This window comes from Paraburkholderia aspalathi (assembly GCF_905220735.1).
Taxonomy (GTDB): Bacteria; Pseudomonadota; Gammaproteobacteria; order Burkholderiales; family Burkholderiaceae; genus Paraburkholderia; species Paraburkholderia aspalathi.
In genome coordinates, this window is sequence record NZ_CAJNBA010000001.1 from 788,589 (window position 1) to 801,591 (window position 13,003).

Below are 13,003 nucleotides of genomic sequence, written 5' to 3' on the forward strand. Positions count from 1 at the left end.
CGCGGGTTGCACGTAAAGACCTAGACTTGTAACTCCGACACAAACGCGGAGTGCGCCATGGTCACCAAGACCGTCCGCCGGACATTTTCCGGTCTGACTTCGGCGTTTTCGCCAGGTCCGAAGGGCAAGCAAGGGGTCGCATATACCGTGAAATCAGCCCAGCAACGTGCCGACGAAGCCTGGAGACGCACCACGCACGGAGTCCACAGTCCCCAACTCAGTAAAGTTCCGAAAGCCTGATTTTCGGAAACCAGAAGCAAGACCGAGCCTGCCGTCCGAATTAGCTGTGATCGAAGCCGGAGACGAACTATGACTGCGCCGCAAAAACTTTACGGTGTGACACTGAAGCCCCAAGCCAAGGCTCCGCGCAAGCTGATCGAAGTCCCTGACCCCGAGGCGCGCCCCGATTTTTTGGAAGCCGTTCGCCGAGTCGTGACGGAGAATCGGGAAGTTGGGGAACGACGACCCCGAGAATAATTCGATCTAGTATGGCGGCCGTGGCTTGCAACCTTGATCAGGATTTCAACCTCGATCTGCGGATCACCCGCGTCCCGGTATCGCGGACGCGAGAAAGCCATCGCGATCGTCCGAATATTCCTCCGGAGAACATCATTACGGCAACTTTCGGCTGCTCAAGCTGATTGGAGCGGTGACCGATATAGCGATCATTCATGTGGCTGATTGCAGCTAATGGAGGGTCAACGTGGCATCGTTCAGATTCGATGAAATCGAGAGACTTGTTAAGCATAACGACGTGGTAATCGTGCGATCAGACGAACAGAAGATGAAGATTTCTCCTTATCGTGGCAAGCAGCAGCGCGATGCAATTCTTACGTTCTTAAGGTTGTCTGGGGCACACTCACGCGCGATCGTGTTCAGTCACCACTCCCAGGCCGGTCCGATAGGCGTCGACGTTCAATCGGGAGAGTCCTTTACGTGGCAAGGACTCTGATTCAGGCAGCGCCGGATCTCAATTGATCCTGCTCTCGTCCGTCGGGCATAAGACGGCCGTCGGCCATTTAGTGACCTTCGTGACCGACGCCAGGATGTCTGGCGCTCGGCGCGCAACAGCCGTTGCGGGCGTGTAATGCCTATTTCCGATTGCGCGCTGTCTATGAATCGATGATCCCCAGACCTTGTGCACGCCAGCGTCACGGAATGACCTTCATTGATGACCTCGCCTCCAAGCACACTTCCTATACGGGCAACTTGCTCGAGTTGGAGGTGAGGGAGACGGCTAGAAAGCGGCGCAAACAGTTCTCGACAATTTTTGAAATGTCGTTGTCGTAACCGGCGCAGTAAAGACTTCCGAGAAAGGAGATTGAGCCGACTGCGAATAGTCCGCCGCCGCTCGGGCTGAAGCCGCAGATCATGTGGGCTCGAATGCCGCTATGCACTCTCGGTTTGCCGACCATTCGATTGAAGAGTAGCTCCTCGGGAACGGTCACGAAACTGGCGTCGTGATTGTCGGAGTACGCGACCACTGTCACGTAGGCGGGCGTGCCGAGATCGGCAGCAGTTTGGTCAATTTCGAAGCCTGCAGCGCCGCCGCCCGACAACCCGAAGTTTCCAAGTGGCTCTCCTGCTCCTGCTTTAACCCCCGCGAACAGCCAGGCATGTTCGGTGGTAAACGAGGCCGGCGTGCGCCGATAGAATGTGCCCCGAAAGTCTCCCTCCGCTGTAAACCCGATTCCCGCAACTTTTTGCGGCGGCAATCCGTTTCGACGCCACATCCCCCCATACTCGCCATCCAACTGGTTGTAGTACTCACCGGGCTGACTTTCCCATACCCGCATGCCCGCCTCGGCTCGACGAATCTCAAGCAAATGTGGCGCTGATACGGCGCGCCCGATTTTCCAGTAGAAACCGTTTCCACCAAGATACATCAGGCTTCCGCCCGCAGACCGATAGGCCAGAAGCGCGTCCAGCATTCGGCGTGTATGGTATTCCGGGTGCGATCCGGTCAGGACAACGTCGTAGTGCTTCAACGCGTCGACGCCTCGCTCATCGAGATCCTCGTCGGTAACGACGTCAAATTCAAATCCCTTTTCCCTTAACCAGTTGGTCAGATGAGAGTCCGCGGAAAAGTGGCGCAGACCCGAGCCATGCTCGTCAAGGAACGTCAGATAGCCTGGACGCATGGTGAGAACCGGGCGCAAGCGGGAGGAGAGGCTTATGCCCGAACCATCGCTGTGATAGTTGTACGTTGATGTGCCGAATGAAGTGACGACGTCCGGATTGTGCGGATACGCCCCCCATGCTTCAACGCGAGCAGCAAGCGCCCCCGAAAAATTTCCACGGGCGTTGTTGGCGTAGGCCAGGTAAGTCAGTGTGGGCGCAAGGTACGCAATGCGCGCGTGCTCCCCTCCCGACGCAACCGTGACGTAAAACGGGATCGTATCGACGCCTTCGCCATTGTCCACGCGCAGTCCATAGACACCCGATGCCATGTCGGCCGGAATTTTTAGATGTATGGACGTTTGCCAGCCACAGTCCGACAGGTCGTCGGCGTGGAATCGAATCGCGGCGTATTCCTCTGGCGCATGCTTCCAGTCCAGCTCATGTCCGGTCCACCCTGACGACCGAACTGCCCTCATTGGAGCGTTCACAAGCGTCAACGGGGCGTCGCTATCAAGCCTGTTCGGTACATTCGTGTGGACGAGCGTTGGCGTGAAGTCCCAATGTGCCAACACGTTGTCCTCGCGCTGATCGCCGCGTGCATCGCTTCCGGGCGCACGCAATGCCGGGCTTTCGATGAAGCCGTTGAAGGCATGCTCCGGGTGTCCTCTCCAGATCGCCGCAAAGCACACCGTCGAACCTTCGAACGCGGCAGCAGAGAACGGTACTTCAAAGTCTGCCACGTTCCTGAACACCTCTTCGCGCGCGTTCGTGCCTGAGCTGATTGCTTGAACATGCCCGTCACGGTCGATGGATATCTGCAAGTTTGTCCATAAATCGGCGGCGACGGCTAAGCCAGTTGTGATCTGTTCCCCTGCTGCGAGGCTCTGGAAAACGAGTTCACCGCGATTGAGAGCAATCGCTACACCATGCGTCCCATCATGGTTCTGAAGAGCGACCAATGTCTGAAGGGTGGCGTCCTCAAGTGTGGGCTGAACCGTCAGGTCGAGCTTGAAGTGCGGGATGCCCTCCAGAACCGGCATTGGGCCGTAGGCGCAGGAGCCGGGAAATACCGGCTGCTCCTGTCCTGGGTAGGTGCTTTCCAACTGGACATCAATCGGGACCAGTTTCATCCCGGGCCCGTCAGGGTTTGGGTCACAACAATCTATGCGCTCGACCGTTGCCGTAAAAGCGCGATCGCCGCGCGAACTGATTTTGAACGCCAGTTCCTGACCAGCGTGTGCGCTCCACGGGGTTACATAGCCGATGATCGCGGGAATTTGGGAGTCTGAAGTAGTCATAGTCAAATGATCAATCATTCTTGGTGGTGATCCCAGACGCTGTTCTGCGACCACCTACGCCCAGGGAAACCCCCTGTGAGATTTTATTTTGCAATGGTTGCAAATAGAACCAAAAGTGGTCACTATCGAATCCAGTGTACTTTAACCACTGGGGTGTGCGATGAAAAAATTTGTCTCTTCGGTAATGGCGGTTGCTGCACTTCTCGCCTTAGGTAGTGCGAGCGCTCAAGAGGTTGTTCTTGTTGGGGTTTCTGGGCCGTTGACCGGTCCCCAAGCGTCAGAAGGGAAAGACAACGAAAATGGCGCACGCATGGCGGTTGACGAGCTAAATAGCGCCGGGACGACGATCGCCGGTAAAAACATAACATTCAAATTGGTATCGCAAGATGACCAGGCGGATCCCCGGATTGGCGTGCAGGTCGCGCAAAAACTGGTCGACGCCAAGGTGGCTGCCGTTCTTGGTCCATACAATTCTGGAGTCGCAATCCCAGCCTCGCGGCTCTACCAGAACGCCGGCATCCCGATGCTTTCGGTTGCGTCGAACCCGGCGCTGACTCTTCAAGGTTTCAACGAGGTATTTCGTATCGGCGCTAGTGACGGGCAACTCGGCGGAGCGATGGCTAATTTCGCCATCGATAAGCTTAAAGCGAAAACAGCGGCAGTCATGGACGACCGGTCGGCCTACGGACAGGGCGTGGCTGAGGAGTTCATGAGCGTGGCCAAGGCACGCGGGCTGAAGATTATCGACCAGCAATACACGAATGGTCAGGCCGTCGATTTCAAGGGCGTCCTCTCCCAGATCAAGGCGACGAATCCCGACGTCATCTTCTATGGTGGTTACGCGTCGCAAAGCGGCCCGCTAGTCAAACAGATGCGTCAGCTCGGATTGCGGGCGAAGCTGCTGGGCGGCGACGGAATCTGTACGTCTGATATGGCCAAAATCGCAGGTCCCGCAGCGACGAATGCTTATTGCTCACAAGGTGGGGTCTCGCTGGACAAGACGCCAGCGGGTAGCGCGTTCCTGAAAAAGTACAAGACAACCTTCAACGTCGATACGCAGGTGTACGGCGTGAGCTATTACGACGGCATGAAGCTGTTGGCCGACGCGATGGTGAAGGCTGGCACGACATCCGACCGCGCCAAAATTGGTGCGCAACTCGCCAAGTCCACCTACACCGGCGTGGCCGGCGAGTACTCGTTCGACGTACATCATGATCTGAAAAGCTCGGCGACGACCGTGTACACATTCAAGGACGGCGCTGTCGTAACTTACGGCAACTAAGGTCTCAACGAAAATAGTAAGCAAGGCGGAGTATCTATGCGAATTACCAGGACACTTAACACGATCGAAATGCACACCGGTGGTGAGCCGTTTCGCATCATCACCAATGGTTTCCCGCGTCTCGCGGGGAAAACCATCGTGGAGCGGCGGGAGTGGATCCAGAGGCATGCGGATGAGTTGCGGAGCGCCATGATGCTGGAGCCTCGAGGCCATGCCGATATGTACGGAGGCTTCCTCACTGAGCCGGTAACCGAAGGCGCGGACTTCGGCATCATCTTTACGCAGAATAAAGACTACAGTCCCCATTGCGGCCACGGGACGATTGCGCTGGCCACCGCAGCGGTTGAATTGGGGTGGATTGAGCGCACGTCGCCGGAAACGCGCGTCGGCATCGACGCGCCTTGCGGATTCCTCGAAGCTTTCGTCCAGTGGGACGGCGAAAATGCAGGGAATGTGCGTTTTGTGAACGTGCCGTCGTTCGTCTGGAAAAAGGACGTCACCGTCAATACGCCAACGTTCGGCCCCGTGTCCGGAGACATCGCTTACGGAGGCGCGTTCTATTTCTACGTCGACGGTGCGCAGTATGATATGGCGGTAGGCGAAAGCAACGTTGATCGACTGAAGCAGTTCGGCGACGAGATCACACAGGCAACCAACGCAGCGTTTGACATCGTTCATCCAGAGATTCCGGAAATCAGAGGGCTCTACGGCACGATCATTTCGAATACGCCCCGTCATCCGGGATCGACTCAGGCGAACTGCTGTATCTTCGCCGATCGCGAGGTTGACCGATCGCCAACAGGGTCCGGCACGGCAGGACGCGTCGCTCAGCTCTACCAGCGTGGCAAGCTACCCTCGGATGGAACGCTCGTGAACGAGTCGATTATCGGAACGATCTTCAGAGGCCGCGTGCTTGGTGAGACGAAATGCGGTGAATTCGACGCAGTGATTCCAGAGATCGAAGGGAATGCGTTTATCTGTGGCTACGGGACGTGGTTGATCGACGAGCGCGATCCTTTGACCTACGGGTTCCTGGTGCGGTAGAGAGGGCAGATTCCAGGCTCACTTCGACGGCAACTGCCGCACTGACGTGACATCCTTTGGCCCATCTCCTTGGTGCCTTCGCGGCGCATTCTGAAATGGGATGCCGCCGCGCTTTTTGCCTTGTGTGAGCCACGGGGAACACTTCGCGCGTGGCCGCATCAGGAGGTGGCATCATGTCGCCACGACGTATGATAATTATCCGTCAATGACAGGTGAACTCCCTCGCATCGGGCGTCAGGAAATGAAAGGAAGTGAGATGGGTACGACACGGCAGGATCTCGAATCGAATTTCAGACCACTGCAGATTTATGAGCAGGTCGAAGAGAAGATCAAGGAGGAAATCCGCACGGGACGGTTCGCGGCCGAGTCACGCCTGCCATCGGAACGCGAACTTGCGGCGCTCTATGGTGTCGGCCGACCTGCTGTTCGAGAGGCAATAGGGGCTCTTCAGAATGAAGGTCTCGTTGTGACGAAACGGAATTCTGGTACCTACGTGTCCTCTGCGGCCTCTGAGCGTTTACTCAATGACGACGGCAATCATGGCGCTCAGAACGCGGAACCAGATTTTAGTCCAACGGGAACGCTCGAAACGCGATTCATCCTCGAACCGGCAATCGCACGACGAGCCGCCGCACGAGGCAAGCGCGACCGCCTCGCTGAGCAATACCTTGCGGAGATGGAGACGATCCAGGACATTGACAATCCTGAGCAGCGCGCACTTTGGAACAACAGCGACAGAATGTTCCACCGCCAACTAGCGGTAATGACCGGTGACGCTTTGCTCGTCAAGATCGCAGACGAAGTAGCGAAAACAATGGATCAACCGTTGTGGAAAAGGCTTAAAGACGACGGAATCTTCGATCCCTTACGGATACGTCTGTATGCGTCCGAGCATCGGCTTATTTACGAGTCGATCGTGAGCGGTGATGCTGACGCAGCAGGGTTCTACGTGGAGCAGCATATCAAGCGGGTGCGGCGAGATATTGCGCCCAAGTAGAGCCGGCTTGATCAATTAGCTGGCCTCGAACACTCCACCATCGTCGACAAAGCGATCGCCGCGGCGATGTCCCCGCCGATCATCACCAGACTCTGGATACCAATGGAACGCGCATGGCCGCGCGGCTACTAATGAGAGACGGACTTCAGAAGACATGGCAGAAATAGTTCTTTCACTTGATCACTTGCACAAGTTGGCCTTTGACGTATTGGCATCCAATGGTCTAAGTGCCCATCAGTCCGACGCGATGGCGAAGGTGCTCGTTGCGGGCCAGCGGGACGATTGCCAGTCACACGGTGTATGGCGCCTTATTGGGTGCGTGAAAACACTGAAGTTGGGCAAAATCAAGGCTGATGCTGAACCGCAGATAAACGATGTCTCGCCTTCGCTTGTTAAGGTCGACGCGCGGTTCGGATTCTCTCCGCTTGCGTTTGAATTGGGGAGTCGGGTACTCGTTGAAAAGGCGAAAAAATCTGGTATCGCCGCTCTGGCAATCAACAACTGCTTTCACTTCAGCGCTTTGTGGCCGGAGGTCGAGGCCATCGCTGCTGAAGGCGTAGCTGCTCTGGCCATGACGCCTACCCATAGCTGTGTAGCACCTGCTGGCGGAAACAAGCCGCTATTTGGAACTAACCCGATCGCGTTCGCCTGGCCACGTCCTGGCCCCTTTCCGTTTGTGTTCGACATGGCTACAAGCAGAATCGCCCGTGGCGACATCGAACTGCACAAGCGGTCCGGCTCCAGGATTCCGAGCGATTGGGCGATTGACGAAAACGGTCAAGCTACCGACGACCCCGACAAAGCATTGAGGGGGGCCATGCTTACATTCGGAGGCTATAAGGGTTCCGCGCTTTCAGCGATGGTTGAATTGCTGGCTGGGCCGTTGATCGGCGATATGCTTAGCCCGGAGTCGCTGGCTTTTGACGAAGGCGTAGGAGCGGCCCCTTGCCATGGTGAAATTGTCATCGCGTTCGACCCTGCGGTCTTCGCTGGCGCTGCCCCTGCAGACAACCTGCAGCGCGCTGAGACTCTGTTTGAAGGAATCGTGGGTCAGGGCGCACGTCTGCCCTCCCAGCGACGATTCGATGCGCGACAGCGTAGCATTGAGCACGGCGTGTCGCTCTCAAAGGAACTCCACGACGAACTTACCCGGCTGATTTCGTGAGACTTTTCGCGTGATAGGTCGCGCCCTGAATCTATACCTCGAGTGCCGCAACTGCCGCGAATGTTCTCTCGGCAGATTGCGTGCGGATGTTCGCCGTCTCCTATCGACAGAACTGCAGAATGGCATCGGCAACTTCCTGCGGCGCTTCGCGCTGCGGGAAGTGTCCCACTCCATCGAGCACCTTTCGCTCATAGCGCCCGAGGAAGAAAGCCTCCCGTTCCTTGGAACTATCGGGATGGTTGCAGGTGTCCGCCCCGCCGTGCAGCACCAGCGTTGCAACCGATAGCCCCGGCGCGGGATTCAGACGTGTCTCGTCCTCGGCATAGGCCGGATCGCCGTCGACAAAACCCCAACGGTGGCGGTAAGAATGGAGCACGATCTCGGCCCAATCGTCGCCCTCGAATGCCTGCGCTGCCTCGTCGAAGTCGGCCTCCGCATACCAGCCGGCCGGTGCCCAGGTGTCCCACATCTGTCGGGCGAAGGCCTTACGTTCGTCCCGCACTACGCGCGCGCCGCGCGGCGTGGCCATAAACCAGTGGTACCAGTAATTGCGTGCCTGCTGCAGGGTCAACAACTGGTCCGGGGCGTTGGTACCGTATCCCACAGATAGCATCGCCAGATGTGAAGCCACGCCGTCTCGCAAGCCGCAAGCATTTGCGACCGCGCGTGCGCCCCAATCATGGCCGACTAAAACCGGCCGCTCCACACCCAGCACGTCCAGGAAATCCAGCAGATCGCGGCCCAGCGCGGACAACTGGCCGCTTCGAGGCGTGGCCGTATCGCGGAACCGGGTGGGCGCGAAGCCTCGCAGCGCCGGCGCGAGCACACGGTAACCCGAGCTGGCCAGTATCGGCGCTACGCTCTTCCAGCACTGCGGGCTGTCCGGCCAGCCATGCACCAACACTGCTGTGCGCGGCCCCTGTGGGTTCCATTCGAGATAAGCGATGTCGAGCCGCTCAGTAGCGGCGTGGCGATAGGTGTGCATGGTGTTCCTCGTGCAATCAGGGATGTGCCACGATAGCTCGACTTATCGTGTCGATTGCTGAATAATCATTCACCATTGATAATTTTTCGTGTCGAATGATTTGATGGACATTCTGACTGCCGCCGACGGTGTTCCGCTCGATACCGTGTTGCTGCGCACCTTTCTCGAAGTCGTGGACAGCGGCAGCTTTGCCATGGCCGCCGAGCGTCTGGCGCTGACGCCGTCGGCCGTAAGCGGACATATCAAGCGTCTGGAGCTGATCGTCGGGGTTGGCCTGCTGACACGCACGACTCGCCGCCTTGAGTTGACGCAGGGCGGCGACACCTTGTACGCCTACGGCCGCAATATCCTGGATCTGGAGCGCGAGGTCCGCGCGAAACTGCGCGGCGCGCCGTTGCGCGGGCTGCTGCGGGTCGGTGCATCGGAAGACTTTGCGGGAACGTGGCTGCCCAAAGTATTGCAGCGTTTTCGCCAATGGCACCCTGAGGCGACGATCGATCTGAAAGTCGGCGTCACGGCCGATCTATTGCGCCAGCAAGAGCGCGGTCGTCTGGATCTTGTGTTCGGCAAGCAATGCAACCGCGTCGAAAAAGGCGGCGAACTGCTGTGGGAAGAGCCGCTAATCTGGGTGTTCTCGGAGGATCAACCACTGGATCCTGACCAGCCGCTGCCGCTGGCCGTCTTTCCCGATCCATGCATCTATCGGGAGTCTGCGATTACAGCACTGAACAAGGCGGGCCGGGCGTGGCGTTTGGTGTTCGAGAGCAGCAGCATGGCGGGCTGCCTGTCGGCGGCGCGCTCGGGTTTTGCTGTTACGGTCATCGCCGAAAGTCAGCGAGTGGACGGCCTGTGCGTGTTGGGTCGCGAACAAGGATTACCCAAGTTGCCGGTTGCACGTTTCTACGCGTTTCCTCGCTCAGACTCGCCCGTCAGCATGGCCCTGATAGATGCTGCACGCCGCGCCGGCCAGCAGGTGCGCTTCAGTCCACGTGCACTTCGTGGCTGATTGGTTCATCGCATCCTTGGGCGTCGATATAGTCAACGAGAAGTTACAGGTAGCCGCGACGATATGGCCTGTGGTTTGGCGGGCTGCTTTATCGGTTGGCAACAGTGGCCTTGCTGTGAACGTGTGGCTGTTATCGCCACTGAAGCGGGCATGTTCGAGTCGCTCGGAGAGAGTTGCTCAGGGTCGAACTGAGTTTCTCATCATCCGGCTCAGTTCGGCCATCGACGGCCGCTGGCCGGCGCTCTCGGATGGACATTCAAACGTCGGCTTCCCGTCCGGCAAGCGGACCTTCGTTCGACAACTACACTCGCCGGCCGTTGCGGACGGTCACGGAATGCGCGCAATGGCTCGTTGACAGCGTGGCGTCGACGTCCGCAGCGGAGGATGCTGAGGTGCTGCCGCCCCGCTTCTATCTGATTCCTATCACCATCGAGTCCGGGCCGGCAAGAGGCTCGACACGTATCTGCGTGAAGCCGACTTCCTTCATCCATGTGCAGCACTGCGCGCCGGTATAGTCGAAGCCACCGGACGTCTCAATAAGCATGTTCAGGCTCATCAGAAGCCCGAAGGCATTCCGCCTGCGGTCATCGTCAATCACCGCATCGTAGACGATCAGGCAACCTCCAGGAGGCAGTGCCGCGTAGCACTTCGCCAGGAGTACTAGCTTCTGTTCAAGGTCCCAGTCATGGAGGATGTGTCCCATAACGAGCACGTCGGCCGAGGGGCAGGAGTCCTTGAAAAAGTCGCCCGGATGAAAAAGGAGCCGCTCCTGCAGGCCGTGCGACGTCACGTACTCGTCAAACACGGGGCCCACCACCGGCAGATCGAAGCCACCGCCGCGTAGGTGGGGATGGGCGAGCGCGACCTGCACAGGTAAGGCACCTTGTGCCGTGCCGATGTCGATGAAGGTGCCGTAATTCTGCCAGGGGAATTTTTGCGCAATCGCCTTGGCTGCACCCAGACTGACCCCGCTCATCGCTCGCAGGAAACTTCGCAGCGTGTGTTCGTCGTGATAAATCGAGTCGAAGAGGTTACCACCCTGTTTCGCCTCGTTCTGTGGCTGTCCGGTGCGAAGCGCTTCGGTCAGCGAGCCCCAGAATGGATATAGCCGGGCGTTGGCCATTTCCAGTAATCCACCCACATAGCTTGGCTTGGCCATGTCGAGAAACAGGTCAGAGTCCGGCGTATTGCGGTAGGTCCCGTTTTCACGTTCCAGCAAATTCAATGCGACCAGCGCGTCGAGGAAATCGAGAACCGATCTCGGATGCAGTCCGAGCGCTTCAGTGAGTTCCGCCGCATTGTGAGGACCGCTCGCCAGGCGCGTGAACACGCCGAGTTCGACAGCGGAAAGCAATGTCTTGGACGCCCAGAATCCCATGCCCAGTTGGAGTAATCGCTCAGGCGTGAGTTCGGGCTGGGACGCGCCGTTAGCGCCTGATTCCTGCCGACCCGCGTTTGGTGTGCTTTGCATAACCTACTCCCAGAGCGGACGTGTGGTGAGGGGCCAGGTGCCATGGTGGGTGAGCTGGTGTTGTTCAGCATAGCTAACGTACAGGGCGAAATCCACCCCCTGATGTATTGGTCAAAAGCGGATTTCTGTCGCCCCGGGGACCAGCGCGTTTTAAACAGATGTACGGCTTCGGGTGGATTGCGTTCCTTTGGGTCGGCATGAGCCGATTGCAAAAGGCCGCGTTCGGGCCAGAGACGACTGGTCACTGACGCCCATCAATGACCGCTGGTCGATCAACGCGCATTTAGTGCCGCCTTTCTAAACACAATCAGTCGCTCCAACCGTCGATGTGGATCGCTCCGCCACCATCATCGCTCGTACTGGCAGCGCAATGGCCGGATACTGGCGGAAGATTCAGGTTTTTTGGGGGATTTCCGTGTCACCCGTGCGTGTCACTGTGCTGACGCTGCTTGCAATGGTCGCGTTTGCAGCGAATTCATTGCTATGCCGGCTAGCCCTCAAAGGCACCGGGATCGATGCAGCGACCTTTACGTCGATCCGTATCGCGTCGGGCGCCCTCTCGCTCTCGCTGATAGTGCGGCTCCGGGGCTGCGGGGTGAGCGGCGCCGGAAACTGGCTGTCGGCGCTGGCGCTGTTCGCCTATGCTGCCGCCTTCTCGTTCGCATACCTGAGCCTGCCGGCGTCCACTGGAGCCCTACTTCTGTTCGGCGCTGTGCAAACGACCATGATCGGCTACGGCATCCGAAAGGGTGAACGCTTCGAAAGTCAGCAATGGATCGGATTGACATGCGCGTTGGCAGGCCTTGCCGGGCTGCTGCTTCCCGGCCTCTCGGCGCCACCGCTCGGAGGTGCGGTCCTTATGCTCTGCGCCGGCGTCGCTTGGGGCGTCTATTCGTTGCGCGGCAAGGGCACGGGAAATCCCACCGCGGTGACGGCCGGCAACTTCCTGCGCGCAGTCCCACTTGCCGCAGCGCTCAGCGCCGCCATGTCCGCCCACGCTTCGATTGATAGCGCCGGTTTCTGGTACGCAACGGGTTCCGGCGCGGTGGCCTCCGGCATTGGCTACGCCATCTGGTACGCGGCGTTACCTGGTTTGAAAGCCGGCAATGCGGCCACGGTGCAGTTGAGCGTGCCGGTCATCGCGACGCTTGGCGCAGTCGTATTTCTTGGAGAGAGCGTGACCATCCGAATCGTGTTGGCCTCGGCAGCAATCCTCGGAGGTATTGCCCTGGTTGTGGTGCGTCGGGGAACCCAGCACGGCAGGCGGGCGTAAGAGGGCGGTGGACGACGTGGATGTATTAGGACTGAGGATCGCGCTTGCCTGCTTCAACGCTCCTTCATCGGTCTTATGCGAAGCTTTCCATAAGGCGAACTCCTGGCTCCCTATGCGGGGCGACGAACGGCCGTTGTACCTTGAAAGCCGAAGGAGACGCCGCGATGGGTCGACGGTCCGTAACGGGTCGAAGTGAGCCGACCGCGTCAGGCAGCAACCGGCCAGGAAACGACGGCCGACGCTGTCTCTTCGAATAACTGTTGCTGGCCACAGGCTTGACCTTCACGGTTGGCGTCACGGGCTACAACGAGCAGGGGTACACCCGGCCCGTTGTAGCGTTAGATGCACATGGCGTCACGCA

The 13,003-nt window shown here is 58.6% G+C and carries 9 protein-coding genes; 6 read left to right on the forward strand and 3 right to left on the reverse strand.

Annotated elements, in window-relative coordinates:
- Positions 1–1,196: 1,196 nt before the first annotated feature.
- A complete protein-coding gene (locus tag KHO30_RS03450) occupies positions 1,197–3,437 on the reverse strand; it encodes a N,N-dimethylformamidase beta subunit family domain-containing protein (protein WP_244863928.1) in 2,241 nt (746 codons plus the stop codon).
- Between the two features lie 142 nt (positions 3,438–3,579).
- On the opposite strand from KHO30_RS03450, the gene KHO30_RS03455 reads away from it, so the two are divergent.
- The 4 genes from KHO30_RS03455 (at position 3,580) to KHO30_RS03470 (ending at position 7,907) form a co-directional block, all read left to right on the forward strand.
- On the forward strand, positions 3,580–4,701 hold the full coding sequence (locus KHO30_RS03455) for a branched-chain amino acid ABC transporter substrate-binding protein (protein WP_093634094.1): 1,122 nt from the start codon (positions 3,580–3,582) through the stop codon (positions 4,699–4,701).
- Positions 4,702–4,737: 36 nt separating this feature from the next.
- Positions 4,738–5,745, forward strand: coding sequence for a trans-3-hydroxy-L-proline dehydratase (lhpH, locus tag KHO30_RS03460; RefSeq protein ID WP_093634093.1), 1,008 nt, complete (start codon positions 4,738–4,740; stop codon positions 5,743–5,745).
- A 256-nt stretch (positions 5,746–6,001) separates the two neighbouring features.
- Positions 6,002–6,742 (forward strand): FadR/GntR family transcriptional regulator, encoded by a 741-nt coding sequence (locus tag KHO30_RS03465; RefSeq protein ID WP_093634092.1) that lies wholly within the window; start codon positions 6,002–6,004, stop codon positions 6,740–6,742.
- Between the two features lie 154 nt (positions 6,743–6,896).
- Positions 6,897–7,907, forward strand: coding sequence for an Ldh family oxidoreductase (locus KHO30_RS03470; RefSeq protein WP_211700057.1), 1,011 nt, complete (start codon positions 6,897–6,899; stop codon positions 7,905–7,907).
- A gap of 100 nt (positions 7,908–8,007) precedes the next feature.
- Here KHO30_RS03470 and KHO30_RS03475 read toward each other — a convergent pair whose 3' ends face one another.
- Positions 8,008–8,892 (reverse strand): alpha/beta fold hydrolase, encoded by an 885-nt coding sequence (locus KHO30_RS03475; RefSeq protein WP_211700058.1) that lies wholly within the window; start codon positions 8,890–8,892, stop codon positions 8,008–8,010.
- A 103-nt stretch (positions 8,893–8,995) separates the two neighbouring features.
- Between KHO30_RS03475 and KHO30_RS03480 the strand changes: the two genes are divergently transcribed.
- Complete coding sequence (locus KHO30_RS03480; RefSeq protein ID WP_211700059.1) at positions 8,996–9,898, forward strand: LysR substrate-binding domain-containing protein; 903 nt, start codon at positions 8,996–8,998, stop codon at positions 9,896–9,898.
- 409 nt (positions 9,899–10,307) lie between these two features.
- On the opposite strand, the gene KHO30_RS03485 is transcribed toward KHO30_RS03480, so the two are convergent.
- Positions 10,308–11,369, reverse strand: a complete 1,062-nt coding sequence (locus KHO30_RS03485) for a methyltransferase (RefSeq protein ID WP_093634088.1) — start codon at positions 11,367–11,369, stop codon at positions 10,308–10,310.
- Between the two features lie 415 nt (positions 11,370–11,784).
- Here KHO30_RS03485 and KHO30_RS03490 point away from each other — a divergent pair, with 415 nt between their 5' ends.
- Positions 11,785–12,642 (forward strand): DMT family transporter, encoded by an 858-nt coding sequence (locus KHO30_RS03490; protein ID WP_244862840.1) that lies wholly within the window; start codon positions 11,785–11,787, stop codon positions 12,640–12,642.
- Positions 12,643–13,003: the final 361 nt, after the last annotated feature.

What these genes read in the sequence shown, in the direction of transcription:
- KHO30_RS03450 (WP_244863928.1), bottom strand. Translation starts at nt 3,437, where the DNA reads ATGATTGATCATTTGACTATGACTACTTCAGACTCCCAAATTCCCGCG.
- KHO30_RS03455 (WP_093634094.1), top strand. Translation starts at nt 3,580, where the DNA reads ATGAAAAAATTTGTCTCTTCGGTAATGGCGGTTGCTGCACTTCTCGCC.
- lhpH (WP_093634093.1), top strand. Translation starts at nt 4,738, where the DNA reads ATGCGAATTACCAGGACACTTAACACGATCGAAATGCACACCGGTGGT.
- KHO30_RS03465 (WP_093634092.1), top strand. Translation starts at nt 6,002, where the DNA reads ATGGGTACGACACGGCAGGATCTCGAATCGAATTTCAGACCACTGCAG.
- KHO30_RS03470 (WP_211700057.1), top strand. Translation starts at nt 6,897, where the DNA reads ATGGCAGAAATAGTTCTTTCACTTGATCACTTGCACAAGTTGGCCTTT.
- KHO30_RS03475 (WP_211700058.1), bottom strand. Translation starts at nt 8,892, where the DNA reads ATGCACACCTATCGCCACGCCGCTACTGAGCGGCTCGACATCGCTTAT.
- KHO30_RS03480 (WP_211700059.1), top strand. Translation starts at nt 8,996, where the DNA reads ATGGACATTCTGACTGCCGCCGACGGTGTTCCGCTCGATACCGTGTTG.
- KHO30_RS03485 (WP_093634088.1), bottom strand. Translation starts at nt 11,369, where the DNA reads ATGCAAAGCACACCAAACGCGGGTCGGCAGGAATCAGGCGCTAACGGC.